Here is a 26,013-nt window from a genome sequence, read left to right on the forward strand (position 1 = left end):
TTGGCTACCAGGTTCCGGCGGAGGTGATGGAAGACTTCTTCAAGCGCACGGCACCAAAGCAGCCCGCGCTGCAGAAGGCGGCGTAAATTCTCTAACTTTTGTGTCCGAAATCTTGACACAGGTCAAGTTGACCCAAAGCGTCACGACCGACATCAAATACCTTACTGAGGGGCGCTACAAAGCGAGAAAGACAGGGCAAAAGGGAGCAATCGAGGAAAGGCTTGCGAGCATTCGCAGCTCCCTCGACGCAGTCAATATGTCTTATGCCTTGAAGGCCGCAATTTACTATTCCGATGGCGAAACTGACGCGATGCTGAAATGCCTTGAGCAGTATGCCGACTTCATCGGGAAGTCTATTGCATCGAAGAGCAGGAAGCTTGCCGAGCTGGACTCTACCGACAAGCTGCCAAAGGGTGGCTTCTGGGAAGAGAAAGCTCTTGCGCTAGAAGCCGTTGGCAATATACGCGGACTCCTTTGTGAACCAGATGAAGCTATTGAAGTATTGGCTTTGGAATCCCCCAAGGAGTCTGAAAATGTCGAAGGATAAGAGAGTTAAGGGCTGTTCAAACCCGGAATGCCCAAAGGCCGAGTCAAAGGTTCAGTACAAGAGCGATGAATGCTTCTGCGTCACCTGCGGCAGCGAGCTTGTGTTTGTATGCGCAAAGTGTCATGGTCCGCTCGACGACGAAGGTGCCAAGCATAGAGTCTGCGCAGCTTGCGAGGCTGCCGCGGAGGATAAGAAAGCGAAGATCGTAGATGGCGCCAAGAAAGCTGGCGGTGTTGTTGTTGGAGTTGCTGGTACTGCTATTGCCGTGCTGTTGAAGAAAAGGTAGTCTACATGGTCGACAATTCCTCAATAGTGACCCGTAAAGCCTCTTCAAACGAAAACGTCGAGTATACCGAACCTGTCATCCTGAGTGAAAATTCAAAGACAAAAGTAACTCTTAACGGATGGTATATTCATCATAGCGATCATATTGAATTCAAGGCAAAAATCACCACATACCAGAAGCCAGAGCTAGGCTGGATTGAAATTGAGCAGAAGTCAATCAGCTTAAACGGAGAGGCAACCTCGAAGCTTGCCTCCGAGTTGCAGAAGCTTTCTTCAATTGCGAATGAAATCATGCCGGGTGATTACTTGACCATCCGTCTTTCCGACGGAACAGCAAATCTTGATCGGCTTGACCCAGATAAGGTTGTCTCGAGCCTGCTTGATGTTATGAGCCAGGAAAATATCTCCAAACACCTTAACGGGAGAGAACTTGGCCCAGAACTCGCTAAAGCTCTCCGATACTCCGTTCGCCTTACGGAAATGAAAACAGCAATGTTGGAGTTGAGAAGGCTGCTAGAGTCGAATATCACTCAAGAACGTTATTACCAGGAGTGGTGCGAAAAGTACCCGTGGGCATTTGGCAATCAGTTCGTGATTAACGATGAGATAAGGTCAATCGGAATCCATGACCAGGTCGATATTTTGGTTCCTAGAATCATGGCAGGCTTCCGCGACATCATCGAACTGAAACGACCGGATATGGACGTGCTGTCCTACGACAACACTCATAGGGATTACTTCTTTACACGTGATGCTTCTATGGCTATAGGTCAATGCCATCGATATCTTGATAAGTTTTCCGAAGCAGCAAGGCACGGTCTCGACGACGCTGCCCATATAGTTGCATACCATCCAGAAGCCACGATCGTCATGGGACGCTTGATTGGATGGGAGGACGAAAAAATCAAGGCTCTTCATGGGCTTAACAGTAGGCTCTCAGGGATTCGAATTATCACGTACGACCACTTATTAGCTCAAGGTGAGAGCCTTGTAGACTACCTCTCTCAAGACAATGAAACGACTAAGGAAGACGACATACCGTTCTAAACATCTCAGCCACATGCAACATAAAGAATACGGGCATACGTGAGTACATAATGAGTACACCGAAATCTCCCACTTTTGGCGTCCGATTGCCCACTAGGGGCACACCGCGTTACGAGAAACCACGACGATTCACATTTTCACAATTGAGTGGGAGCAGGGCGTATACTTGCTCGATAGCTTGTCTTTAGTGCCCGAAGGTTTCTTCGGGCACTTTCTTAATGGAAACTATTACGTAGTAGCGGCAGTTGAAGCTGCGGGATATTACAAATTCGCGAATCGTGACCCGAACGAAGCAAGCCTTCACTGCCTTCAGGAAGCCGAATTAATCATCGCCGCTAGCGGAACCGATGCCTCTTGCAACTCGGACCGCGATCCGCTTGAAGCAGCGAGGGCGCAATCGAGACAAAGGCTTAATTCAGCAAGAGAAATATGCGCATGCAATCCCTGAACGCCTCCTTAGTGTTGCTACCGCCCTTCTGCTCGACAAGAGACGTGCCGGCAAGAGCAATCTTAACTGTCTCGCGATCCGACGTCATCATGCTGGTCAAAATACGCTCCACCTCGCTTATGGTCGCGATGACCTTCGTCGATGAAGTAAATTCTCTGCACGTTGAGCGGGTAAACGTAATCCTCCGCCTTGGCCGCACCCCCTTTCACTACACTCGGCAAACTTTTTCTTGACCCATGGGTTATGCAGACTTAGACTAATGAAATCAGCGCCCACCCAAGGCTACGCTTAGCGTCCTGAAATGCGGTGGGCCTCCTTGTATCTGCGGAAGGCTCGCCATGTCCCAGGATAAGCCTTCAAAACCATAGATGAACTTGTTAGCTTGCTTGTTTACGACCGCAAAATCAAATGCGAAGATACGGACGAACTCGCTAAATTTCTCAAAGTAACGAACTACTATCGCTTTACTGGCTATGCGCGCCAATTCCAGCGTAATCCAGAATACGGGGACAACGCATTCGTCGAAGGCGCAAGCTTTGCCGACATACGGAAAATCATGGAGCTAGATAGTCAGCTTCGTAAGCTGCCGTTCCAGCAACTTACCGTAATCGAAATAGGCATAAGAGCTGCGCTTGCCCACGAACTCGGTCGTACGCATGGGAACAAAGCGTTCTATCTTGGCGAATCTTCGTATCTCAATCTAAACGACAAGCGGGAAAACATAGTTAAGAGCCTTGTGAGCGACCTCTCCCGGACAAAGGCTGCTTCTATAGCTCACTTCGCCGATGAGGAATTTAATGGCGATGACCTAGAAAGCAGGATCAGCCGTTACAGGAAGGTTCCCATCTGGGCTGCTGTGGAAGTTGTGTCGTTCGGCCATATTTCAAACATGATCGAATATTTCGCTGACCGTGATTCAGTCAAAGCAGTTGCCGCGTCATTATCGTTGCAGTGGGATCCCTTCGGCAGCGTAGTGCATTCGCTGTCCGTTCTTCGTAATATGTGCTGCCACCATGCTCAGATATGGCATCGCAGGCTCGACATCCAATGCCCCGTCCAGAAGAAGCTTCGCTCTCGCCACGTCAAATACGATCCAGCTGGACCATATGCCGCAATCATCATGGCGAACCATTACAGAAAAAAGATCGACGGAGACACAACCATTGCGGATGAGATCACTGCGCTTTTGGACAGCAGCCAGGAGTTTGCAAAAGGTATCTACTTCCCGCAACCGAAGTAATTCTCTCCGCTCATACCCCCGCACCACTTCGCGCGGTACTCCCATGGCTACGCGCTTGCCTCGCCTTCTTCGAGCGCGTCCTGTCCGATCCTACGGGCTGTGGCCAGGACGTCACTTAACACTTTATCAGCCTTATCCCTAAGTGAACCATTGCTGAAGCATGCAAACAGCTTCGCGCCTATTCCTAGGGCGCTGGTCATCCACATCAAAGGCGCTAATGAGCAGTCCGTCTGCATATCAGCAATATAATGAATAGCAAGCATCACAGGGCATTATAGGAGCGAACGAGCGTATGGATAGAAAAGCTATGGGAGGGGAACATTATGGGGTTTAATCTTCTCTCGAAGGCAGCAGAAGCAGTTCAGGGTGCTGCAAAAATTGCCGGCGAGGTCGCCGATACGACATCAAGCAAAATTCAAGAAGCAGCGAATGCGGTTGGCGAAACGGCTTCAGGGACTGTTAAGGCAATCAGTGGCGCTGCTGCGTCTGCCGCTGATGGTATTACCGACGCTATAAAGAATGCCCAGGAAGAAGATGAAAAGCGAAGGGCTCAAGAGCTTTCAACTTACCACGTTGAAACCAACAAGGCACTGCAGAAGTTATCTGAAAAGGACTCGGGGTCGAATGGCGAATTAGCCTGCAAACAAACATCGAAGGGAGTTATAAAACTTCCATTGGCTGAGCTTGCCGCGCTTGGTGCAGGTTTTGCTTCTCTTTCGGATTCGTTCCGCCAGATAGCCGTCCAATCAAACGCTTCGATTGCTGGCGGAGAAACCTTGTATCGCTGGAGCGCGCCGAGTATCGGAGCTGTACCGTTTGCCCGCGGAGACGGAGCAGGGTTTCTCTCGGCAACCACTGGGGCAAACGGATTAACCCAAGGCGCTTTCGTTCCTGTTGATTCAGGATTCAGCATGACGAGCATGGCGGTTGCGCCCATTGACCCCATGACGCTCTTTATTGCTGCAGCAGTTGTCAACATGGATAGAAAACTCGATGACATCAAGGAGGCGCAACAGGCCATTCTTGATTTCATAGAGGATAATGAGAAGGCGAAGCATATCGGCAATATTAATGCCTTAAACGAGATAACCGATACCTATCAGCACAATTGGAATAACGAGAAGTTCAAGGAAGCCAAACTGCACTTGGTCCAGCAAATTAAAAAGGACTCAGAACAGGCGATTGTATTCAGGCGTGGCAGGATTTCGAAAGCTCAAGAAGAAGGCTCGCTGATACATGGTGATATTTCCGTCAATTCAAAGCTTGAGACTCTGAATGCAGAATTTGACCAATACCAACTCGCGCTTTATGAATTCGCCCATGCATGGTTCCTTGAAGTCATGCTTCTGGAGAACTTCGAAGAAGGCTACCTGCAAAGCGTCCGTGACAAATTGGAGCGATATTCGTTGCAGTACCGAGAGCTTTATACCGAATGCTTTGATGGTCTGATAGAAAAGTCGGCCACAACCGTGGAATCGATGCTGCTTGGCGGCGTCTCCGTTGCAAGCAATGCAATCGGCAGCGTTATCGGGTCGATACCCGTTCTAAAGGACGGTCCAGTCGATGAAGCCCTTATCGACGTTAGCTCCAAGATTGGGGATTATCGCTACACCCGAATCGCCGAGTCGCTTGCCCGAATGAAGGAAACGGGCGATACGCGCATTACGCCGTTTATCAACTCTGTTGACGGTCTCAATGCGCTCCATAACGAGCCAATCGAGGTATTCTTCGATTCTGACGAGGTAACATTCAAGTTGCCGGAATAAAGCAGCCTAAAAAAAGAGTTGCGAAAAGTATTACGGGCAAAACACTTCTGCGATTCGCTTCCCTCACAAAAGTGTTTATCAAATTCCTACGTGCAAACAGGAAGCAAACACGCGAAATCAGTATCACCCCTATGATTCGGCTGCGGCAATCATAGAGGTGATTGCGCAATGGTTCGGGTCGGCGTAACTGCGAATGGCGAAGTGGTACGAGTTAATGCGAAGTGGCATGCATAGCGAAACCGCGAAAACGGAGTGGGAATAGGTTCCTCAAAATAACCGTAGGTATCCAAGCGAGTAAAGCGACCTGCCGATCAAAAATCGGCAGGTCGCTCCTTCTATGCAAACACGGCTCTGGGCCCGAAGCGAATGTCTGCACCACCGAACGGGTTTGGACGCACAATCAACCGCGACGATCATGACCGAGCGCATGACCCACCCGTCAATGTCCGCGCTTCTTTTTCTTGCGCTTCTCTGAGCGCTGCTCGAATCGAGCCCGCTTCTCTTCATCGTGTTTCAATTTGCGCAGCTTGACGGCCGCTCGCTTTCTCGCTTCGCGCCGATCCGCAAGCACTTGCTGCGCCTTCGTGCTCACAGCGGACTTGTCAAGCGCCTTAGACGCCTCGCGTTGGCGACGCTTCGGACTCTTCGCTAATTTCGGCTCGTCAGACCTCGCGTCGCCGAAGAACGACAGCGCCTCCCATTCACTCGCCACGAATCGCAGGATCTCCCCCTCCGACGGCTCTGCTCCGAAAACGATGCGCGTTACTCCGAGCCTGCCCTCTTCAACATGCTCGACAATTCCCACCCAAAACTGGCCGTCATGATATACGGTCAGAGTGGACGACACGCTGATCTGCATGGATGCTTCCTCCTTTTATGTAGACGAACCATGCAGAGAAGGGACAACCAAGGAGGCAGGTTACTGATACGCATTGCGCACGCCCACGACTACCCGACGGGGACTGTGTTTTCATCTCTGATGGGAGTCATTATAGCCCTACCTGCAACGTGCTGGCTCATCGCGCATGCATGGGGCAAACGAAGTTCAAGGCAACGTTCAAAAGCTACTTCGGAGCGTCCCCCAACGCTTTCGTTACCGAAGCGCGCATGGAAGAAGCCGCCGAACTCTTACGGACCACCAACATACCCGTTGCCGATATTGCCGAAAAGGTAGGATACAGAAAACCGGCGGCATTCTCCGAAGCGTTCAGACGCCATACCGGCATAGCCCCGAGCGCCATGCACGGCAAACGAATACGCTAACGCAGATCCCACGCGACCTTTCGTCGTTCCTGCTACCGTTTCCCACTCGCCCGCTTAAATTGGCTCGTTGGTTTGACAAAGCGCATCGCGAGCGGTAGCATCCAAAGTTAGTTAAAGTTAATTTATAGTTGAAGCATAACTTGAACGCCGCGCGAAGCGCAAGTCGCAAGCGCACCCTCCCCCGCCCAACCAGGAGCCGCTTTATGCCGAACAGCAAACCGAACAAGAAGTTCTGGGACAAGGTCGCGCCCCTGTACGCGCCCCTTGTCGAAAGGCGCAGCGGGCCTTACCCTCAGCTGTGCCGAGAATTGAGAAACTGGTTGGAAAGAGACATCGACGTGCTCGAGCTAGCCTGTGGAACCGGGCAGCTGACATTCGCGCTTGCAGGGTGCGTCCGCTCTTGGGAAGCTACCGATTTCTCCGGAGCCATGATCGAAAAGGCCCGCAGACGATCGCCCGAAAGCCGCGCCTCCTTCTCCGTGCAAGACGCCACGAGCCTTCCTTATCGCGAAGCTTCCTTCGGCGCCGTGGTCGTCGCCAATGCGCTGCATGTCATGCCCGCGCCCGAACTCGCACTTCACGAGGCGCATCGAGTTCTGAAACCGGGCGGCTTCCTGCTGGCCCCGACGTTCGTCCATGATCGAATAGTATCCCCCGCAAAACTGCGGCTCATGGAAGCAATCGGCTTCAGGACGTTCCACGAATGGACGTCCGAAGAACTGGCTTCCTTCGTCCAAAACTGCGGCTTCCATGTGATCAGCGCCAATCTGGTCGAAGGCGGTCCCGTCCCTGAATGCGTCTTGATAGGAATGAAGCCCTGGACGCCCGGCACGTCAACCACGCCCGGATGCACGATTCCGCTCCCAATGTTGCGCTCAAACGCATCTTGAAACCCGTTCGTCAGCAACGAGTATCCGCGACCAGGCGAAATGCACAGTCGCACCGAAGATCGTCGCCCCGCATGCCTTTCGAGCGCAACATTGCAGCGAGAATCGTGCAGCAAGCAAGGCGTCTGCCTCCGACGCCGCCTACAGCCCCTTAAACACCCGCGCGGACAACGGATGCTTGGAACCTACGATTGACCAATTCGGGAGTGAACTCGAATCCGCTCGGCACCACGCCGTCGCCCGGAGCGAACACGCACGTCGAGAAGCCTGCCTCTCGAACGGCGCGCTCGAACGTTCGCTTCGTGCGCGCCGCGCCGAAGACGTTGCCTCGCGCGGCAAGCTCGCCCATTGGCTCTTTCGGCAAAGGGGACTCGGCAAACACGCCGGCATGGTACAAGAACCCGCCCGGCGCAAGCGCGCGCACGATCTCGCACAATACGCTCGATAGGTCGCGCACCAGATTGAGCGAGCTGTTCACCACCACCACGTCGAACGTCGCATCCTTGACGCCAGCAGATCGCAGATCCTCGGGGCATCCCTGCGAGAACGCAAGGGTCCTCCGCCAATCATCGCCTTGAGGATGGTTGCAAGGCGCCAACTCCCGAGCGCGCCCAATGCGATCCTCGTCAGGATCGATTCCTAAAACGAATCCGTCCGGCCCCACCAGATCGGCAATCTTGTAAGCGCCCTTGCCGCTGCGGCACATCAGGTCAAGCACCCGTTTGCCCGAAAGATCGCCCGGAAGAGCCATCTCGCAGCGAGCGCTGTATCCCTGGCGCGGCAAGGCCGCGTAATAGCGCTCTTCGGAAAGCTGATCCTCCGAACGCTCACGGGTTTCCACCCCAAGCGAATCGAGCAAACCGACAAGCTCGTCTATGGTTTTGGGTTCTTGCAACATGCTCGCTCCTGAATCCAGAAGGTCGCTCGGCCCAGCAGGGCGGTGCCTTCTTCGTCGGCAGCCGTCATGGAATTCCTTTGACTATACCACCGACGCGAACTCAAGTGCAGGGTTGTTTTTTGAACGGATACCGCCTATCACCGAGCATCGAATCAGCATCTGCGCCACTAGTCCAGCGAGCTCGTTTCCAGAAGCGACTTGCCCTTGGTCTCGGGCGCCATGAGCACCGACAGCACCAATCCCAGGATCACGAGACCCGCCGCAACGAGCATGGTGGGTCCTATGCCGTACGCGGCCAAGAACAGCGGCGTGCCGTACGTGGCAACGATGGTGCCGATGCGCGAGATGCCGATGGCCACGCCCACCGCCGACGCGCGCACTTCGGTCGGGAACAGCTCGTTGGGATAGAGCCACTGCAAAATGCCCGGCCCGCCGCTGAAGAACGCGTACAGGCCGAACGCGAGGATGATCACGTACACGGGCGCATTGGGGAACACGCCCAGGATGACCAAGCCCACGGCCATGAGCGCCAGCGAGCGGATGAGCAGCGGGCGGCGCCCCATCGAGTTCAGCCAGAACATCGCCGGAATGGATCCGATCAAAAAGAACAGGCTGACCACGCTCTCTCCCAAGATGGCCTCGTGCCCCTCGCCCAGACCGAACGCCGTCATGATCTCGGGGCCGAACGTGTAGATGGCGTACATGGGCACCACCTGGCACAGCGTCAAGATGCCCAAGAACACGATGCGCTTGGCATAGCCGCCCGCGAACACCTTGCGCAGGCTGGTCTTCTCGCCCGGCTCCTCGAGCTCAAGCTCCACGCCCTCCCCGAATACGCGACGCATGACCTCGTCCGCCTCGGCAGTGCGCCCTTTCTGCGCCAGCCACATGGGCGATTCGGGAATGTCGTGGCGGCCGATCAGCAAAACGATGCAGGGAATCACCGCCGACCCGAGCATCCACTGCCATCCGTTGGGAACGCTGTACAGGAAGTAGCCCACGAACGCCGCAACGGTAGCGCCCAGATACCACGCGGCCGACACCATGCCCATCGAAATGGATCGATGCTGCTTGGGGGTGAACTCGGCAATGAGCGACGTGGCAATAGGATAGTCCGCGCCCACGAACACGCCGATGAAAAAGCGCGCCAAAACCAGCTGGAACGGGTCGGCGCAGAACACGCTCAAGATAGAGAACAGGCCGATAGCCACGATGTCGACGATGAACATCTTCTTGCGCCCGATACGGTCGGTCAGGTAACCGCCGAGAATCGTGCCCACGAAGATGCCCAGCAGAACCGACGCGCCGATAGCGGCGCTCCAGGCGCCCGTCAGGTTGAACAGCGGCGTGATCTGCGTAAGCGCCACGCCGATCAGGGAAAGCACGTACCCGTCCAAAAACGAGCCGCCGCTCGAGAAAAACGTGATTTTGCGCAAAAACGGGGTCATGGCAACGTCGTCCATGGTCTTCTTGGCGGACTTCTTCACCTTGCCCACCATGCCCTCGCCAATCTGCTTGGCACCGTCCATCGCCTCGCCCATTGTCGGGCTCGTCACCTGCGTGATCTGCTTCACATCATCCATGCTCTCGTCTCCTCACATGCTAAAACCAGCTCCGCCCGCGTCAATCGCAGGAGGCGATCCTTGGGCTGAGGGTGCCTGAAAGATCCTTGGAGCGAAGCGACGGTCTTTCAGGCACCCTCAGCCCAAGGATCGACCCCGCCCAATTGAACCTGCTACTCCCAGGTGCAAATACCGAAGTTCAAGTGCGGCTTCGCGCCCGTCTCGTCCACGTCCGCATCCACCAACTGGAAGCGGATCTCCTTCTCCCCCACCTTCCACATGCGGGTTTGAAGCGTGGTGCCCGGAAGCACCGGCGAAGTGATCCTCGTCTTGAATCGCTTCATGCGCTCAGGCTCGCCCGGGAAAAACGAGCTGATGACATGGCGCATGGAGAAGCCGCCCAAACTCACGCCGTGCGCGATCGGACGCGCAAGGCCGGTCTGCTCGGTGTAGGCGAAGTCGATGTGCTGCTGATGCCAATCGCCCATAAGGCGATAGATGAGCGGCATGTTGAGCGCCATCGTCTCCTCGACCACCGCATCGGGTGCGCGGTCGGGCATCTCGACGATGTCCTTCGGCGGCTTGGGTCCGCCCCATCCGCCGTCGTAGATGCACACGTCCCACGTCTCGGTTTCGCACAACAGCGTCCCGTCGGAGGCGAAGGAGCGTCCCGTCTGCTTCGACAGGCACCCGCGGCCCTCGCCGCGGTCGTACAGCGCGTCTTGCGTCACGAACGTCTCGATGCGGTCGCCCATCGGGAAGGGGGCATGCAGCTTGATTTCGAACCCATAATGCAGCGAGCCGTCATAGTTGTAGCCGTAGTCAAGCGTGCGCGTCATCTCCTCGTGCACCGTCAACGGCACGCCGAAAATGGGGAGCACCTTGAGCTGCGGGTTTTCTGCGTCATGCTCGTTCACGTACTCAAGATCGGTCTTGCCGTCGAAGCCCGCGTTGCAGCCGAGCGCGCATATCTCCAGATCCTTGAACGTGTACTCCCGCACGAACGGACCGAACTCCTTGCCCACGATCTCAGTACTGATACCCATAACGCCTCTCCTTATCTCCCAACCAAAAAACAGTACCCATTCACCAGGTTCTCAAGTACGCCCTACAGGTAGAACGCCCGCGCCCACATCTAGGATGTAGAAGCTTCACCGAGGCTGAGCGCGTCTGGGGCGGAGAGGTTGAACAAGATCCTTGGAGCAAAGCGACGGTCTTGCGAGACCTCCCCGCCCCAGACGCGCTCAGCCGCCCCACAGCTCACTTCAGCAACTTCTTCTCGATCTTCATAGAGCACGTGCGCGGAAAGTCGTCGACGATCTGGACGAACGAGGGAACCTTGAACCCCGCCATGTGCTCCTCGCAAAACGCCAGCACCTCTCCTTCGGTGATCTCGACGCCCGCGCGCGGCTTCACGAAGGCTTTGACGGCCTGGTCGCGAATAGGGTCGGGCACGCCGATCACCGCGGCCTCGTCGATGGCGGGATGCTGCATGAGCACGCTTTCAAGCTCGCTGGCCGATATGTTCTCGCCCGCTCGCTTGATCATGTTGGCCTTGCGGTCGACGAAGAAGAACCAGCCGTCCTCGTCCATGTAGCCCTTGTCGCCCGTGCGCAGCCATCCATCCTGGGTGAACGTGCGCGCCGTGGCCTCGGGGTCGTTGTAGTACTCCTTCATGATGGTGCGACCGCGCGTGCCCTTGACCTGGATCTCGCCCAGTTCGCCCGCAGCGGCTTGCGCACCGTCGTCGCTCGCAATGCGAACCTCGTACCCCAAGCCCGGGCGTCCGACGCTCGGCCAACGACGCGGACCGGTCGGCGGGTCGGTAAGCACCCAGCTGATCGACTCGGTGGAACCGTACGTGTTCATGATGCGCACGCCGTAGCGCTCCTCGAACGTGCGCTTCTCCTCGTCGGAAACGGCCAGGAAGTACAGCATCTCGCGCAGGCAATGATCCTTTTCGTTCGGATCGACCGGCTGCAGCAGCAGGGTGCGCAGCATCATGGCCACGCATTGCACGACCGTGGCCCGATAGTCGCGGATCTGCTTCCAAAAGCGGCTCGCGCTGTACTTCTCCACCACGATGAGCGTAGCGCCTGCCGTGAGCACCGGGGTGAGCGCCGCCAGTTGAAAGTTGGAATGGCAGGCAGGCATGGTCGAAAGCATGCGGTCGTCGCGCGTAAGCGACACTTCCCAATCGCCGTACAAACCGCTGAACAGCATGTTCGCATGCGTGAGCACAACGCCCTTCGGACACGACGTCGTGCCCGACGTGAAGATGATCTCAACCGGGTCGTCCGAAGCAAGGGGGCGCACCTCGCGCAGCACGGTCGGCTCGGCCGCGCGCGCCTCGTCGAAGCCGCGCACCGGAACGGAAGCAGGCAAGCCCGCTTCTGCATCCGCCGCGCCGCGCGCGACGAACACGCCCTTGGCAAGATGGCCCTGCCCATCAGCCAACCCGTCGTACAGGCCGACGAAATCCGCCTCAACCACTGCGCACGACGCGCCCGTACGCTCAAGCACGAACGCCGCCTCTTCGGCCAAATACTGCTCGTTCATCGGCACCATGACGGCGCCGATCTTCGCCAAGCCGAACAGGCACATCATGAACTCGGGGCAGGTGTGCATCTGCACGGCAACCCGCTCGCCCGCCTCGATGCCTAACGTAAGGAACAGGTTGGCGGTTCGGTTGATCTCCTGGTCGAACGCGCTGTAGGAAAACTCGCACGTCGAGCCCTCGCGATCCTGGAAGATGAGGAACGTGCGGTCACCGCACGAGTCGACGAGTCCTGCCCAAAGGCTTCGCAGCGTTTCGTTTCCTACGATGTCGGTCACCCGTCTCACCCTTCTCGTCCTTCGACCCCTCGATCAATCCCCTACCCGCACGATGCCGTCGTTCGACCGCGCCTCGCCTTCGAAAGGCGGCATCGTGCGGGTGCGCGGAACGTCCAAGCCGCGCACCCGTGTTCGGTTTCACCGGACGGCGGTCCCTTGAAAACGGAACCGCCCTGCGGGTGGCGTGCTTCTCGCAAGCCGCCCGCCAAACGCATGGACCTTATTCGCCGATCTTGACGACGCCGGCCTCGGCCAGCTCGTTGATCTGCTCGGGCGTGTAGCCCAGCTTCGTCATGATGTCCACGGTGTCGCCGCCCTGATGCGGCATCGGACGCCAGATCTGACCCGGGTTGTTCTTGAACTTGGGGAACACGCCCAAGCCGTGGAACGTCTCGCCGTCGACGGTCTCCCAGTCAACCCACGTGTTGCGCAGCTTCAGGTGCTCTTCCTTCACGAGGTCTTCCATGTCGTTGACCACCTGGGCAGCGATGCGGTGCGCGGCGAAATCCTCTTCGATGTCGTACTTGGAGTTCGCCAGGCAGTACTCCTCGAACGCCTTCTGGATCTCGTCGGCGTGCGGGTTGGACAGCCACAGGCCCGACGTGTCCTCGGGAATGTCCTCGGTGCCCCACAGATGGCCCAAGCCGATGGTCTCCAGGAAGTACTTGTTCTGGTCGACGCCGTACAGGCACACGCCCAGGAAGCCGTCCTTGCACTTGAACTCGCCGATGCCGCACAGGTTCTGGTTGCGCGCGCCGGGGCGGGGCCACTTGATGCCCTCGTTCAAGTAGTCCACCAGGTAGTACTGGCCGATGGCAAGCAGCGTCTCGTACATGGCCAAGTCGATGCTCTCGCCCTTGCCGGACTTCTCGGCCTTGTAGAGGGCCGCCAGCGCGGAGCTTGCGATCATGAGCGTGTTGAAGTAGTCGCCGGCGTACGGTCCGGGCAGCATCGGCTGCTCCTCCGTGCCGTTCTGCATGATGATGCCGGAGTAGGCCATCACCGTCAGGTCGTACGCAGCGCGCTTGACCATCTTCGGATCGCCCTCCTGGCCGAAGCCGGAAACGTGCACGATGACCATCTTCGGGTTGAGCTCCCACAGCACGTCGTCGGTGATGCCCTTGCGCGCCCACGTGCCGCCCTTCGATGCCTCCATGAAGATGTCGGCGTCCTTCACCAGGTCGAAGAACACCTTCTTGCCCTCTTCGGAGAAGTAGTTCAATGCCACGGAGCGCTGGTTGCGGCGCTCGGCCTGCTTCACGTACGCGGTGTCGCGGATGGTGTCGCCCGCGCCGGTGTTCTCGAGCCAGATGACGTCGGCACCCCAGTCGGCCATGAGGTCGGCTGCTTTCGGGCAAGCCAATTCGACTGCCGCATAGACGACCTTGACGCCGTCGAGGGGACCGTAGGATGGCTTGTCGGTAGGAATTGCCATGTTGTTCCTCCTTGTTCGCATGGGTTTCGGGATGCGGGGGCGCTATCCGCGCCCCCGTGGACGAGCGGCAGGTTACTTCTGCTTGTACTTGATGGAAGCGCCCTTGGAGGTGGCCAGGATCATCATCTCGTCGGTGCCGCCGGAAACGCGGTCGACGCGCAGGTCGCGCCAGATGCGGTTGATGCGATGCTCACTGGCCACGGCGATGCCGCCCATGATCTGCATGGCGTCGTCGGTCACCTCGAAGGAGGCGTTGGCGCAGTAGTACTTGCACATGGCGGCCGCCGCGGCGTTGAAGTTGCCGTCGTTGTTGTCGGCGTTCCAAGCAGCCTCGTACAGCATGTTCTTCATGTTGGTCAGCTTGATGCACATCTCAGTGATCTTGAGCTGGTTGAGCTGGAAACGGCTGATGGGCTTGCCGAAGGCGATACGGGAGTTCGCATGCGCCATGGCATCCTCGAACGCGCAGATAGCGGTGCCGTAGTCGCACGCGCCCACGAGCCAGCGCTCGAAGTTGAAGTCGGACACGCCGCGCATGAAGCCGTTGCCCTCTTTGCCGAAGATGTCCTTTTCCTCAAGCTCCACGTTGTCCAGGTAGACTTCGCAGCAGCTGTCCATGCGCAGGCCCAGCTTGGTCAGCGGGGACAGCTTCACGCCCGGCTTGGACATATCGACGAAGAACTCGGTGAACACGGACTCGTCGTCAGCGTTCTTGGCCATGATGACCAGGTACTTCACGCCAGCGGAAGAGGTGATGAAGGTCTTGGTGCCGTTCAGGTAGATCTTGCCGTTCTCGCGCTTGTAGGTGGTGGCCAGCGCGCCCACGTCGGAGCCGGCGCCCGGCTCGGTGCATGCGGAGTTCCAGATCTGCTCGCCCGTGCCCAGCGTGGACATGACGGCTTCGATCTGCTCTTCGGTGCCCTCGCGAATGATAGTCTCGAAGCCGGGCAGCTGGTACAGCACGTAGGTGGGGGCGCCGTACTTGCCCAGGATCTCGTAGACCGCCATCAGCGTCACGCACGGCTGCTCAAGGCCCAAACCGCCATGGCTCTCGGGAAGCATGATCTGGTCGAAGCCCAGCTCGCACAGGCCGCGCACCCAGCGAAGCGGGTACTCGTGCGCTTCGTCGCACTCGTGGAAGTAGGTCTCCCAATTCTCGCTTTCCATGTACTCGCGGTAGCTATCGACGATCAGCTCCTGCTCGTCCGTCAACTTGAAATCCATGACGATCCTCCTTTTTGTATGTGTTCAGCGGGGTCCTCCCGCTTTGAAACCCGAATGGTGTATCTCTCGCCTACAGGCCCATCTGCTGGCGATAGAAGGTCGCACCGTGCTCAAGGGCGTCGTTCGCCTCGTCGAGCATCTTGGTGTAGTGCAGAAACGCGTGGATAACGCCTTCGAACAGTTCGAAACGGTACGGAATCCCGTGCTCCTCGCAGATCGTCGCCAGCGTGGTGCTGTCGTCGCACAAGGGGTCGTACTCGGCCGCCGCGATATAGCAAGCGGGCATGTCGCGCGTCATGTCGTTGAGGAACAGGTTCGCGTACGGGTTTTCCTCCAGCTCGGCGGGATCATTCGCGTACATCTGCATGTAGAACTTCCAGTCCGCCTCGGTCAAGCCGTCCCAGGAACCGCCCAGAAGACGCATCGAGGACGAGTCCTTGAGCCCGAACCAGCCGTAGTACAAAAGGCAGCACTTCACGAAATCGCTGCCGCCCAGCTCCTCGCGCAGGTACATCGTGGCCGCAAGGCTCAAGTGCGCGCCGCCTGAATCGCCTGCGAACGACAGGCGCTCGCCGTCGATGCCGTGCGCGGCGCCGTGCTCGTGCAAATGCGCAGCAACGGCCGCAACCTCGTGAACCGCGCTCGGGAACTTCGCTTCGGGCGAAAGCCGGTAATCCACGGCCACCACGGCAACGCCGGCGTTGCGAGCAAGCACGCGGCAGATGCGGTCGTGCGTGTCCAGGTTGCCCAGTACGAACCCGCCGCCGTGCACGTACACGATGGCCGGAGTCTCAGGCTTGCTCGCGGCGCGCGCCGCGGCGGACTCGTCAGTGGGATAGTAGTAGCGCACCGGGATGTCGCCGTACGGACCCGCCACGGCAGCGTCGAGCTTTTCAACCATGACCGGGCCGCCTTCGACCCAGTACGCGCGACCGGCAACGTAGTTCTCGCGCATCTTCTCGAAGCCCACGCTCGTGTCGTTCGCGTCGCCGGCCAGCTCGTCTTCCTTCGCCAGTACGGCGTTCATCTGCGGGTTGATCAGAGACAGTACATCGAGCTTGTTCACGTTCGCCTTCCCTTTCCGATCGGTGGTACAAGGCCGCGGAGGGCTCGGGCGAGCCGGCGCCCTCCGCGGTGATTTGCAAGCGCAGCGCCTGAATTACGCCTCGTCAGTCTGAACGTTCGAACCGAAGTGCTTCTTGACCGTGCGAAGCAACATGACCAGGCAGAAGCAGCCGATGACGCCGAACATGATTTCGAATCCGAAGATCATGTTGAAGGCGGCGGTGCCCTGAGCGTCGATCATGCCGCCGTACCAGGTATGGATGAACACGTCAGGAAGGAAGCCGACGACCGAGAGGATGCCCGTAGCGGTGCCGAAGATGGACATAGGGATCTTGACCTCGGACAGCGGGGAGGAGCCGATGGAGAAGGCACCGTAGGTGGTGAAGCCGAACACGACCACCAGGATGGAAGCGATCACGGCACCGGAGGGATCCTGCGGGAAGAGGATGAACCCGACGAGCACGGCGACGGAGAGGACCAAGCCGCCCAGGATAGCCCTCGAGGGGCTCTTGATCTTCGTGGCGATGCAGCCGATGACCGGGCCGGCGATGAGGCCGATACCGTAGGTGCGGATAAGGCCGACCACGTTCACCAGGTTGCCGTCGGCGTTGAAGCCCTGCGTCAGGTACGGGGTGGTGTAGGTAGCGCCCTGGTACACGGCGTACACGCAGAAGTACGCGACGCAAGCCCAGATAACGCCCGGATGCTTAATGGCCTGCAACGCCTCGGACACGCTGAACAGCTTCGCGTCCTTGTTGATCTCGCCCTTGAAGTCGGGGATGATGAAGTACGAAGCAACGCCCAGGATGGCGATCATGACGCCCAGGAAGATGAGCATGGCCTGCACGCCGGCAGAGCCGGAGATGGCGGCGATGATGCCAGCGTTGATAAGGCCGATCACCAAGCCGGTCACACCGTAGATGGAGTAGCTGACACCGATCTTGGAGGCGTATTCGTTCTCCTCGCAGCATAGGCGAATGACCTTGAAGCGCGTGCCCCACCACACCAGAATGGAGGTGACGCCCATGAGCACGAACAAAATCAAGCAGATCTGCACGGAGGGCAGCGTCGCGTATACGAACACGAGCACTGCGGTGGCCAAAAAGCCCAACCACGCCAACGTGCGCATCCGGAACTTGTCGGCCACGATGCCGGAAGGCAGGTAGCAGATCATGGCAGCGATGCCGTAGGCGGACACCATCAAGCCGAGGTCCGCGTTGGTGGCGCCGAGCGCCTGCATCAAGGGATCGTAAAACACGTTCTTCAGGTACATAGGCGCGTAGATAATCGACGAGCCCATGGAGATGAGCACGACGAGCGCCCACTTGTGCAGCGTGGAGAGTTCCTTATAGGTAACCTCTCCCTTGCTCTTGGCAAGCAACGACATCTTTCATTCCTTTCTCCTTGTCTTTGCCCGACCTCGCGGCCGGCCGCCGGTAGCTTTCCCTCGGCGTCCGGCTGCCAAGTCGAGCCGATGGGTGCATTCTGTCCTCGAGCGGTCGAATTGGCATCGCAAAATGCCCACTAATTAGGCGAATACTTAATTTCTTGCGAGGGTTTCATGACGAACTAGTGATAAGTTTCTACACTAACGATTGCGAGGCTATGCACTCCAAGTGCTGGGCAATCCGAGCAGTTCAGCGGCATCATCATCTATCACAAACGCACGATAGGAAGGATGGTCGACTTCATGGCACCCCAAACGGCAGCATCTCCTGCCACCGGAACGGAACCGCGCGAGGCTTTTGCATCCATCATGGACCGCCCGTCGTTGAAGTACGTGGGTTTCGCGCTTCTTCTTGCCTGGCACTACGCGCTTTGGTTCGTTCCCCACATGTTCACGCAGACCGAACTGCTCGACGAGCGCGTGACCATCTCCTGGCTCGTGAACCTGGGAGCCACCGTTTTGTTCCTTTTGGTGTTCGCGTTTTTGCTGGGGCGCAAAAAGCACCTTTCATCCTATACATGGATGTATGTGACCGCCCCCGCGCTGACGGCAGCAGCCACGCTGGCGCTCTGCCTGCTCCCCCAGGTGTTCACCGTTCCAGGTTTGGCGTACGCGCTTTCGTTTTTCCTGGGAGCCACCGAATCGGCTCTGTGGATCCTCTGGGGCGAGCGCTACGCGTGCGTGAAGGCTAACTACTCGCTGCGCCACATCGGCACGACGTTCGGCGTTGCCGTTCTGGCAACCGTCGCCATCGCCTGGGCGCTGCCAGCATACGCAGCCACCGTGTTCGTAGCCGCCCTGCCCCTCGCATCCGGAGCGCTGCTGGTGCAGGCTCGTCGCGACGGCGAGCGGTCCTTCCCCGTCCTGCTGCCCAAAAGCGCGGCGCAAGGCGGACTCAAGAACATGGTAGCCGTCAGCGCCATCACGTTCCTAGCGAGCGTCGCCTGCTACTTCCTCGTGGCCATAATCCCTTGGGAAGTGCTCCCCACCGGCGATTCCAGCTTCACCCTCGGCGTGGTCGGCGGAGCCGTCCTCATGCTGGGACTGGCCGGTATATCCCTTCTCACGAAGGACAAGGCCAACATATTCAAGATGTTCCCGTGGATGATCGTGCTGCTGATAGCGGCGTTCGGCCTTTTCCTAGCTGACCCGGTCTCCTACTTCCCCTCGTTCATCATGTCCACGGGCATTTCTTCGCTCATGGAGATTCTGCTCATCATGTACTTCGGCATCCTGACGTCGAAGGGCTACGTCACGCCCGCTATGGCCTTCGCGTTCGCCGGCGGATTCGTGCGGGCGGGCATCGCCGTGGGCAACACCTGGGCCGTAGGCTACGAGCATGCACCGCAACTGGCAATGGCCATCACGCCTGAAACATGCCTTGCGCTTATCTGCCTGCTGGCTGTGCTGCTGATTCCGCTTGTCCGCCAAGAGTTCAACATCGTGGCTTTGACCGCAGCTCCGCCCACGAAAGCCGAAATCGACGAGATTTGCGCCGAGGTGGCGAAGGAGTTCAACCTGTCGGGTCGCGAAAGCGAAATCCTCGTGCTTATCGCGCGTGGGTACACTACCAACAACATGGCCGAAAAACTGGTGATATCGCCGTACACCGTGAACACCCACGTGCGCCATATCTATGAGAAAATGCAGATACACAAACGAAGCGAGCTGCTGAACTACCTCAACATGCAGCGCAGCGATTTTTAGGAGGGGTCTTGGGCGAAGCGAACGCAACCGAGCAGCGCATGAGCCCAACGCGCACGCGTGCGTCGTGGAAGCCCGGCGTAAGCAGCCATCCCCTGCCGTTTTTTCGCTGCTCCGAATGCCACGCCGTGCTCTGCGCCGTCGACAACGCAGCGGACCTTCAAATAGACCGCTCGCTGCGGCGCGAAGACGCGACGCTTCCCTTCGCCGGAAATACGCTCGCTCCTTCGTGTTGTGGAAGGCCCATGGAGCGCTTGGAGCCGCTTCCCGACAACCAACGCGCCGGTTTCTCGATCGGTTACGAGGTGGTGGGCGGAGTCGACGCGAACGCGCTGCGCGTTCGATGGAACTCGACAAGCGAGCATCCACTGCGCTGGGTCGCGCTCAAAACGTTCACCGGCGTGCAGCTGAAGTACGTGCTACCCGGAAAAAAACCGCCGCTCGTATTCGCGTTTGCGGACGAGGACGCCTATGCATACTGCAACGAGGATCCATGCCGCGCTTGCACGTTCCGCTGCAAGCGCGGATTTCACCTGTACGCCTACGTGGATGGCTTGGGCATGATCGACCAAGCCATCCACGTAGAAGCCCTTACGACGTAGAGACAGGTCGCCCTTCGGGCCAATGGCCGAAATCCACATCGTCTGAATCGAAGCGCTTCACGAAATCGATGAACGAGCGCACGGCCCCGCTTTTGTAATGCTTCTTGCTGCACGCGAGGTACACCCAGTAAAAATCTCGAGGAACGCCTTCGATGGGAATCATCGTAATGTCCGAGAACAGCTTGATTCCAACCGAGTTCAACATGAGCGCGCCGGTGCCGCCGTCAATCGAGATTACCGAAGCCATGGAGATATCGTCGTCGTAATTTTGCACAACGCCTTCAAGAGCCGCTTCCTCAAGCAGCTTTTGAACTTGTTCGCCTATGGGAATGCCTCGCCGATACGTGATGAGGCGCATGCCGCGCAAGTCGTCGAACGTCACCGAGGAGCGCCGCGAAAGCGGGTGGCCCGACCGAACGCACAGCTCGAGCGGACGGTTCAGCACCGGAAAGTAGGCTATGTCGGGCTCGTTTTCCCGTTTCCCGCAAAACGCCAGATCCAGGGTTTCGTTGTGCAGGTTCTGCGTCAGATAGTTCGTGAACGCCTGATGGATCTCGATGCTCACGTTGGAGCCGAATTCCGCCTGGTAAGCACGCAATAAAGCCGGCAAGTAGTCATCCTGCACGGTAAAGATCATCCCCAGATTGACAAGGCCGTGCAAGTCCCCCTTGCGCGCCTCCATGGCGGCAACCCCCTCGTCAAGCTGACGCAACGAAGCGCGCACGTACTCGTAGAATTCCGCACCGTGCGGCGTGAGTTTTATGGACCGGCCATCTCGCTGGAAAAGAGGAAGCCCCAGTTCCTTTTCCAGCGAGGATATAGCGTCGGACAGGGTCGGCTGCGTGATGTACAGCTCCTTTGCCGCCCGCGTGTAGTGCTGCAGTTCCGCCAACTTCTTAAAGTAGTACAACTGCGATAGGTTCACGGTTTCCCCTTCGTTCGCCCTGAAGCAATGATATAAGAAGCCCCCCCCCCGACAAGACTTCCCATATACCGAAAAAAAGGGGATCCGAAAAACCGGATCCCCCGTGAAGCTTTTCAGAAGAGCCGCCCCTTTTTCTCGAGACGTTATTCAGTCCACTGGCTCTTGAACTTTTTGGCGTTGGAGAAGGTGAAGAAGCCCAGCATCAGGATGAGAGCGAGCATCACGAGTCCGACGATGAACACCACGTTGAAGCCGAAGCTGGAACCGATCCAAGCCCAGATCATGGACGCGAACGCTGCGATCAGGTTGAACACGGTGCTAACACGGGAGTAGATGACCGAGTACTCACGCGAGCCGAACGACTGGCGAACGATGATCGGCACGAGCACAACCGCGGTGGCGTAGAAGGCGCCGAAGATGAACGACCCGATGTAGAGCATGTACTCGGAAGCGAAGCCCATCCAGCACAGCAGGATGCCGGCAACGCCGCACACGAAGGCGAACACGAGCGCGCCCTTGGCGTTCTTGTCGGCAACCGCGCCCAGGATGATCTTGAAGATAGCCTGGCCAACCATCATGACCGTGGTCATGAGACCGCCGACCACCAGCACGTCGAAGGTGACGTCCGTCAGCGACTTGGTGTAGGTGGGGAACTGCATGGCGATAAGAACGGCGATGTTGATGATGCCGGCGCACACGCAGACAGCGTAGAACGCGGGGGTCTTCATGGCCTTGGCAGCAGAGAGGCCCATCGGCTTGGCAGGAGCCTGGCCGGCGGCAACGGAGGCGCCGTACGGAGCAAGGCCGCAGTCCTCGGGAGAGTTGCGCACGCAGAACAGCGTGAACGGCAGCGAGGTGACAAGCGCGATAACAGCCCAGATCAGGTAGATGGTGTGGAAGTCCATGCCGCCGGAGCGCAGCGCGGTGAACACTGCAGACCAGATAGCGCCGCCGATGCCCGTGAAGGCCATGCACAGACCGATGAACGTACCCGCTTTATCGGCGAACCAACGGTTGATGAGCGTGGGGATGGCAAGCCACAGGATGGAGATCTCGCCCAAGCCCAGCAGCACGGCCGCCAGGTAGAACATCCAGATCTCGTTCGAGAAGCTCATGAGCAAGAACGCGCCGCCCACCAAGCAAGCGGAGACGGACAAGATGATGCGGATGTCCATGGTCTGCAGAAGCTTGCCCATGAACGGAGAAGCGACGGTCATCGTCAGGTACATAACCGTGACGTACATGGCGAAGGCGGTAGTTTCGACCCCCAAGCCCTCAGCCACGACCGGCTGGAACAGGCCCCACGTGGAGAAGCACAAGGCCGAGCATCCGAACGTAATCATGATGCCCGTGAGAACGACGAGCATGTGGCGCACGCTCATCTTCTCTTTCGTTGCTGTTGTACTCAATTTGATCCTCCTAAGAATGTCTGTCGCCCCTTTTCGTGAAATTGAGTCACACGAAAAGGAACGGCGCCCCTGAACCGATACTACACAGAGCTGGCTCTCTGGGCAGCATTGTCCCCCGTTCGCCGAAACGTGAGAATGGTCATACTTGAGAAACTGACCGAGGAAACGCTTCCTCAATGGACAATTGCCTATATTTGAGTAGGTATTACATACAAAAAGACCTGCAGAACCGCAAACGCATTCTACAGGTCTTTGAAGCACAGGACAGGGGATGCTCATTGCGCCGCATCCCAACGCAAGAAACTTCCCTTAGTATTTGTCCAGAACAAGCGGTGCGGCAATGTACACCATGATCTGATCCGTACCCTCTGCAATCTGATTGCCGCGACAATCCTGCCAGATTTGACTGACGCGCGCATGCTCGGTATAGCCCATGCCGCCAAGAATCTGCATGGCGGAACTGGCCACGTCGGTTGCAGCTGCCGGGACGTAGCGCTTCATGAGCGCCACGGACAGCCGCTCGTCGTCTTCCCCGTTGTCCACGGCAAGACAGGCGCGATACAACATGGAGCGCATGTTGTAGATGCTCACCTCCATATCCACGAGCATCTGCTCGATCTGCTGGAACCGCCCGATCTGCACGCCGAACGCCTTGCGGCTGCGCGCGTGCTTGACCGCGTCCTCCATAGCCGCGCGCGCCATGCCCAAAGAGCCCGCGCACGTTGTCACGCGCCCGAACTCCAGCATACGGAACAGCTGACGGAAGCCGGCGTGGCGTCCCGTCAGACGATACTCCGGCTGCAACTCGACGTTTTCGAACACCACCGTGGAAAACGGCAGCATCGACTGCCCTATCTTGTTCACCGGATATGCGCGGATGCCCTTTAAATCGCGCGGCACCAGCCAGAATGTAAGCGCAGGGTACTTGTCCGATCCCTCCGCATCGCGATCGATGGCCGCAACAAGGATGTAGGGCGCGTACTCCCCGTTGTTCACGAACGTCTTGCACCCGTTCAGAATCAAGCGTCCGTCAACCGTGCGGTTGTATGTCTGCATGTTCATGGAGTCCGAACCGGCTTCCGGCTCGGAGATGGCAAGCGCGAACATAAGGCGGCCCGTCTTGCGATAATCGTCGACGATGGCGTCGAACTCGCTTTGCGCGGCGAACTCGCCCATGAGCGCCAAATTGAACAAGTCGATCTGGAACGGCAGCGTCGCGCCCGAGCAACGCGAAAGCTCTTCGATGATAAGAGCTTGGGAGCACAAGCTGAACGCGCCGGGGCCGTCGCCGTCCGCAAGATCCTCCAACCCGAAATACAGATCGACGAATCCCTTGACCACCTCATCGGGCAGTCCTTGGTCGCGGCGCCACTGATGCACCAGTTCGGGCTTGAAGCGCTCTTCGCCGAACGTCCGAAACGCCTCGACGAGCTTGCGCTGACCTTCCGTCAGGCTGAAGTCCACGATGGGATCCTTTCTCCTATATATATGCAAGACGCTTTCGAGCGCCCTCGTTTCAAGGACGCGTATTGGCTCGAGCGCCCGATCTTCTCTAAAAAGTATAGCGGGCATCTGCCTCGCCGTTACCCCCAGTTTAGCGAATTCAACCATGTCAAACGGCAAAACGCTTCCTAACCGACAAAAACCCATGCCGTTTGCGAACTCAAAACGACCTACAACCGTAACCACCTGATTACTCTGCAAAACCCAGCGGTCGAGCCGTATGCGAAGGCGGACAAAAGCACATGCCCGGACGAATCAATAGATCTGTGTACGCAGAAGGCACATCTGGTAAACAAATAGCGTTGCCTGTGAGTATTTCCAGCAAATTTAATATTAATTGCAAAAGTCCATCAAGTATTAGCAATTGTCCATAGCAACAAAAACAAGAACATGTGAGTATAACGACAGGAGAAATCACCGACCGCAAAAGAAAGGAGAACCGTCGTATGACCGTCACTGAGAAACTCAATGGCTACGGCCCGCTCGCGGGCATCAAAGTGGTCGAGATGTGCACGTACGTCGCGGCTCCCGCAACTGTTCGAGTTCTGTCCGAAATGGGTGCCGAGATCATGAAGATCGAGTCGTTCGATGGCGACATCCAGCGCACTCAGGGCCCGGGCTTCGGCTGCGAGCTCACCGACACCGAGGATCCCACGATCGACCTCAACAACACGAACAAGAACTGGATCTCCCTCAACCTGAAGTCCGAGGAAGGCCTGGCCATCGCAAAGAAGATGATCGGCGAAGCTGACGTTTTCATGAACAACATGCGCACGGCCGCCCTGGAGAAACTAGGCTTGGACTACCCCACGCTTTCCGAGCAGTTCCCGGGCCTGATCTGGGCTCAGATGCGCGGCTATGGCGAGCACGGCGAGTTCGCGCACGCTCCCGGATACGACGCGGTCTGCTGGGCAGCACGCGGCGGCGTCGCCGGTACCTTCTGCGAGAAGGGCACCTCTCCCGCCATCCCGCCTCAAGCGTTCGGCGATTACAACACGGCTATCATGATGGCTGCGGGCATCCTGGGCGCGCTTGTCAACAAGCTGCGCACCGGCAAGGGCGACAAGGTCGTCGTCAACCTGTACCACGCAGCCATCTGGGGCGGCAGCATCGGCATCTGCGCCCAGCAGTTCGGCGCCGACTATCCGAAGTCGCGCACGAACGTCCCCAACCCGTTCAACAACACGTACAAGACCGCTGACGACAAGTGGATCTACATCTGCCAGCCGCAGCACAACCGCTACTACAACGACATGATGAAGATCATCGGTCGCGACGACCTGGTCGACAGCCCGGACTTCGCCACCATCGAGAGCATCAAGGCCAACAACCTGCAGCCCGATCTTATCAAGATCCTCGAAGAGGGCTTTGCGAAGAAGGAGCTGGACGAATGGCTGCCCATCCTGTCCGAGTGGCAGGTGCCGAGCCAGAAGGTCTTCCGCTTCACCGACATCATCAAAGACGAGGAAGCCTACGTCAACGACGCCATCCGCAAGGTCGAGTACAAGGCGTTCGGCGAGCACGCGCTGCCCACCACCCCGATTCGCTATGCGAGCTTCGGCGATCCCCCGGTAGTGCTGTCCAAGCCCATCGGCTACCACACCGCCGAGTACCTGCAGAAGTACGGCTACACCGACGAGCAGATCGCGGAACTGGAGGCAAACGGCGCTGTCAAGTGCTACCACGGCGAAGAAGTTCCCGACGTGATCTTCAAGTCCCAGCGTCAGGTCGAGGGCAAGGTCGAGTGCAGGTTCTAAAACCTTGAACAGGGCATTGATTCAGAAAAAGGAGCCTTCGGGCTCCTTTTTCACATTCGAACGCACAGACCACATGATGCGACGCATCGGTAGCTCCGTCGCATCATGTGGTCTCAACGCCGCCGTATTGTCGATCCAAAAACACGTTTTTCGGGCTTAAAACG

The 26,013-nt window shown here is 57.8% G+C and carries 22 protein-coding genes; 10 read left to right on the forward strand and 12 right to left on the reverse strand.

Translation table 11 applies throughout. From position 1 onward, the window contains the following. The 5 genes from DMP08_RS12410 to DMP08_RS02720 all read left to right on the forward strand — a co-directional run. The coding region (locus DMP08_RS12410; protein WP_161555407.1) for a hypothetical protein at positions 1-547 on the forward strand (547 nt) is incomplete at its 5' end. Then, on the forward strand, positions 534-833 hold the full coding sequence (locus DMP08_RS02700; protein ID WP_123191463.1) for a hypothetical protein: 300 nt from the start codon (positions 534-536) through the stop codon (positions 831-833). The genes DMP08_RS12410 and DMP08_RS02700, both read left to right, overlap by 14 nt. 5 nt (positions 834-838) lie before the next feature. After that, positions 839-1,879 (forward strand): Shedu anti-phage system protein SduA domain-containing protein, encoded by a 1,041-nt coding sequence (locus DMP08_RS02705; RefSeq protein WP_123191464.1) that lies wholly within the window; start codon positions 839-841, stop codon positions 1,877-1,879. Between the two features lie 830 nt (positions 1,880-2,709). After that, complete coding sequence (locus DMP08_RS02715; RefSeq protein ID WP_161555408.1) at positions 2,710-3,567, forward strand: Abi family protein; 858 nt, start codon at positions 2,710-2,712, stop codon at positions 3,565-3,567. A gap of 323 nt (positions 3,568-3,890) precedes the next feature. Next, entirely contained in the window at positions 3,891-5,333 is a 1,443-nt protein-coding gene (locus DMP08_RS02720; RefSeq protein ID WP_123191467.1) for a hypothetical protein, read from the forward strand. A 439-nt stretch (positions 5,334-5,772) separates the two neighbouring features. On the opposite strand, the gene DMP08_RS02725 is transcribed toward DMP08_RS02720, so the two are convergent. Next, on the reverse strand, positions 5,773-6,192 hold the full coding sequence (locus DMP08_RS02725) for a YjdF family protein (RefSeq protein ID WP_123191468.1): 420 nt from the start codon (positions 6,190-6,192) through the stop codon (positions 5,773-5,775). Between the two features lie 149 nt (positions 6,193-6,341). Here DMP08_RS02725 and DMP08_RS02730 point away from each other — a divergent pair, with 149 nt between their 5' ends. Further along, positions 6,342-6,596 carry a helix-turn-helix transcriptional regulator gene (locus DMP08_RS02730; RefSeq protein ID WP_280176541.1) on the forward strand — a complete coding sequence of 85 codons (255 nt, stop codon included), beginning with the start codon at positions 6,342-6,344 and terminating at the stop codon, positions 6,594-6,596. A gap of 203 nt (positions 6,597-6,799) precedes the next feature. Continuing rightward, positions 6,800-7,486 carry a class I SAM-dependent methyltransferase gene (locus DMP08_RS02735; protein WP_123191470.1) on the forward strand — a complete coding sequence of 229 codons (687 nt, stop codon included), beginning with the start codon at positions 6,800-6,802 and terminating at the stop codon, positions 7,484-7,486. A 148-nt stretch (positions 7,487-7,634) separates the two neighbouring features. On the opposite strand, the gene DMP08_RS02740 is transcribed toward DMP08_RS02735, so the two are convergent. The 8 genes from DMP08_RS02740 to DMP08_RS02775 all read right to left on the reverse strand — a co-directional run bounded on the left by DMP08_RS02740 (position 7,635) and on the right by DMP08_RS02775 (position 17,889). Further along, on the reverse strand, positions 7,635-8,381 hold the full coding sequence (locus DMP08_RS02740) for a class I SAM-dependent methyltransferase (RefSeq protein WP_123191471.1): 747 nt from the start codon (positions 8,379-8,381) through the stop codon (positions 7,635-7,637). Between the two features lie 167 nt (positions 8,382-8,548). Then, on the reverse strand, positions 8,549-9,964 hold the full coding sequence (locus DMP08_RS02745; RefSeq protein WP_123191472.1) for an MFS transporter: 1,416 nt from the start codon (positions 9,962-9,964) through the stop codon (positions 8,549-8,551). A gap of 152 nt (positions 9,965-10,116) precedes the next feature. Continuing rightward, on the reverse strand, positions 10,117-10,989 hold the full coding sequence (locus DMP08_RS02750) for a MaoC/PaaZ C-terminal domain-containing protein (RefSeq protein WP_123191473.1): 873 nt from the start codon (positions 10,987-10,989) through the stop codon (positions 10,117-10,119). Between the two features lie 214 nt (positions 10,990-11,203). After that, entirely contained in the window at positions 11,204-12,778 is a 1,575-nt protein-coding gene (gene caiC, locus DMP08_RS02755) for a crotonobetaine/carnitine-CoA ligase (RefSeq protein WP_123191474.1), read from the reverse strand. A 220-nt stretch (positions 12,779-12,998) separates the two neighbouring features. Beyond that, positions 12,999-14,213, reverse strand: coding sequence for an L-carnitine CoA-transferase (gene caiB / locus DMP08_RS02760; protein ID WP_123191475.1), 1,215 nt, complete (start codon positions 14,211-14,213; stop codon positions 12,999-13,001). 72 nt (positions 14,214-14,285) lie between these two features. Beyond that, complete coding sequence (caiA, locus tag DMP08_RS02765) at positions 14,286-15,437, reverse strand: crotonobetainyl-CoA dehydrogenase (RefSeq protein ID WP_123191476.1); 1,152 nt, start codon at positions 15,435-15,437, stop codon at positions 14,286-14,288. Between the two features lie 70 nt (positions 15,438-15,507). After that, positions 15,508-16,503 carry an acetyl esterase gene (aes, locus tag DMP08_RS02770; RefSeq protein ID WP_123191477.1) on the reverse strand — a complete coding sequence of 332 codons (996 nt, stop codon included), beginning with the start codon at positions 16,501-16,503 and terminating at the stop codon, positions 15,508-15,510. A 93-nt stretch (positions 16,504-16,596) separates the two neighbouring features. Next, entirely contained in the window at positions 16,597-17,889 is a 1,293-nt protein-coding gene (locus DMP08_RS02775; RefSeq protein ID WP_123191478.1) for an MFS transporter, read from the reverse strand. Between the two features lie 303 nt (positions 17,890-18,192). On the opposite strand from DMP08_RS02775, the gene DMP08_RS02780 reads away from it, so the two are divergent. Together DMP08_RS02780 and DMP08_RS02785 are read left to right on the forward strand one after the other, a co-directional pair. Continuing rightward, a complete protein-coding gene (locus DMP08_RS02780; protein ID WP_123191568.1) occupies positions 18,193-19,656 on the forward strand; it encodes a helix-turn-helix transcriptional regulator in 1,464 nt (487 codons plus the stop codon). A gap of 8 nt (positions 19,657-19,664) precedes the next feature. Then, positions 19,665-20,255 (forward strand): hypothetical protein, encoded by a 591-nt coding sequence (locus DMP08_RS02785; RefSeq protein ID WP_244596756.1) that lies wholly within the window; start codon positions 19,665-19,667, stop codon positions 20,253-20,255. On the opposite strand, the gene DMP08_RS02790 is transcribed toward DMP08_RS02785, so the two are convergent. The 3 genes from DMP08_RS02790 to DMP08_RS02800 all read right to left on the reverse strand — a co-directional run bounded on the left by DMP08_RS02790 (position 20,245) and on the right by DMP08_RS02800 (position 24,053). Continuing rightward, positions 20,245-21,180 carry a LysR family transcriptional regulator gene (locus DMP08_RS02790; RefSeq protein WP_123191479.1) on the reverse strand — a complete coding sequence of 312 codons (936 nt, stop codon included), beginning with the start codon at positions 21,178-21,180 and terminating at the stop codon, positions 20,245-20,247. The genes DMP08_RS02785 and DMP08_RS02790 overlap by 11 nt on opposite strands. 143 nt (positions 21,181-21,323) lie before the next feature. Next, a complete protein-coding gene (locus DMP08_RS02795; protein ID WP_244596757.1) occupies positions 21,324-22,589 on the reverse strand; it encodes an MFS transporter in 1,266 nt (421 codons plus the stop codon). A 309-nt stretch (positions 22,590-22,898) separates the two neighbouring features. Then, positions 22,899-24,053: an acyl-CoA dehydrogenase family protein gene (locus tag DMP08_RS02800; RefSeq protein WP_114566018.1), complete on the reverse strand. Its 1,155-nt coding sequence runs from the start codon at positions 24,051-24,053 to the stop codon at positions 22,899-22,901. Positions 24,054-24,538: 485 nt separating this feature from the next. On the opposite strand from DMP08_RS02800, the gene DMP08_RS02805 reads away from it, so the two are divergent. Continuing rightward, complete coding sequence (locus DMP08_RS02805) at positions 24,539-25,849, forward strand: CaiB/BaiF CoA transferase family protein (protein ID WP_123191481.1); 1,311 nt, start codon at positions 24,539-24,541, stop codon at positions 25,847-25,849. The last annotated feature ends 164 nt before the right edge of the window (positions 25,850-26,013 follow it).

The sequence above is a fragment of the Paraeggerthella hongkongensis genome, from assembly GCF_003726035.1.
Taxonomy (GTDB): domain Bacteria; phylum Actinomycetota; class Coriobacteriia; order Coriobacteriales; family Eggerthellaceae; genus Paraeggerthella; species Paraeggerthella hongkongensis.

Coding starts and splice junctions, on each gene's coding strand:
- DMP08_RS02700 (WP_123191463.1), top strand. CDS start 534: ATGTCGAAGGATAAGAGAGTTAAGGGCTGTTCAAACCCGGAATGCCCA.
- DMP08_RS02705 (WP_123191464.1), top strand. CDS start 839: ATGGTCGACAATTCCTCAATAGTGACCCGTAAAGCCTCTTCAAACGAA.
- DMP08_RS02720 (WP_123191467.1), top strand. CDS start 3,891: ATGGGGTTTAATCTTCTCTCGAAGGCAGCAGAAGCAGTTCAGGGTGCT.
- DMP08_RS02725 (WP_123191468.1), bottom strand. CDS start 6,192: ATGCAGATCAGCGTGTCGTCCACTCTGACCGTATATCATGACGGCCAG.
- DMP08_RS02735 (WP_123191470.1), top strand. CDS start 6,800: ATGCCGAACAGCAAACCGAACAAGAAGTTCTGGGACAAGGTCGCGCCC.
- DMP08_RS02740 (WP_123191471.1), bottom strand. CDS start 8,381: ATGTTGCAAGAACCCAAAACCATAGACGAGCTTGTCGGTTTGCTCGAT.
- DMP08_RS02745 (WP_123191472.1), bottom strand. CDS start 9,964: ATGGATGATGTGAAGCAGATCACGCAGGTGACGAGCCCGACAATGGGC.
- DMP08_RS02750 (WP_123191473.1), bottom strand. CDS start 10,989: ATGGGTATCAGTACTGAGATCGTGGGCAAGGAGTTCGGTCCGTTCGTG.
- caiB (WP_123191475.1), bottom strand. CDS start 14,213: ATGGCAATTCCTACCGACAAGCCATCCTACGGTCCCCTCGACGGCGTC.
- caiA (WP_123191476.1), bottom strand. CDS start 15,437: ATGGATTTCAAGTTGACGGACGAGCAGGAGCTGATCGTCGATAGCTAC.
- DMP08_RS02775 (WP_123191478.1), bottom strand. CDS start 17,889: ATGTCGTTGCTTGCCAAGAGCAAGGGAGAGGTTACCTATAAGGAACTC.
- DMP08_RS02780 (WP_123191568.1), top strand. CDS start 18,193: ATGGCACCCCAAACGGCAGCATCTCCTGCCACCGGAACGGAACCGCGC.
- DMP08_RS02805 (WP_123191481.1), top strand. CDS start 24,539: ATGACCGTCACTGAGAAACTCAATGGCTACGGCCCGCTCGCGGGCATC.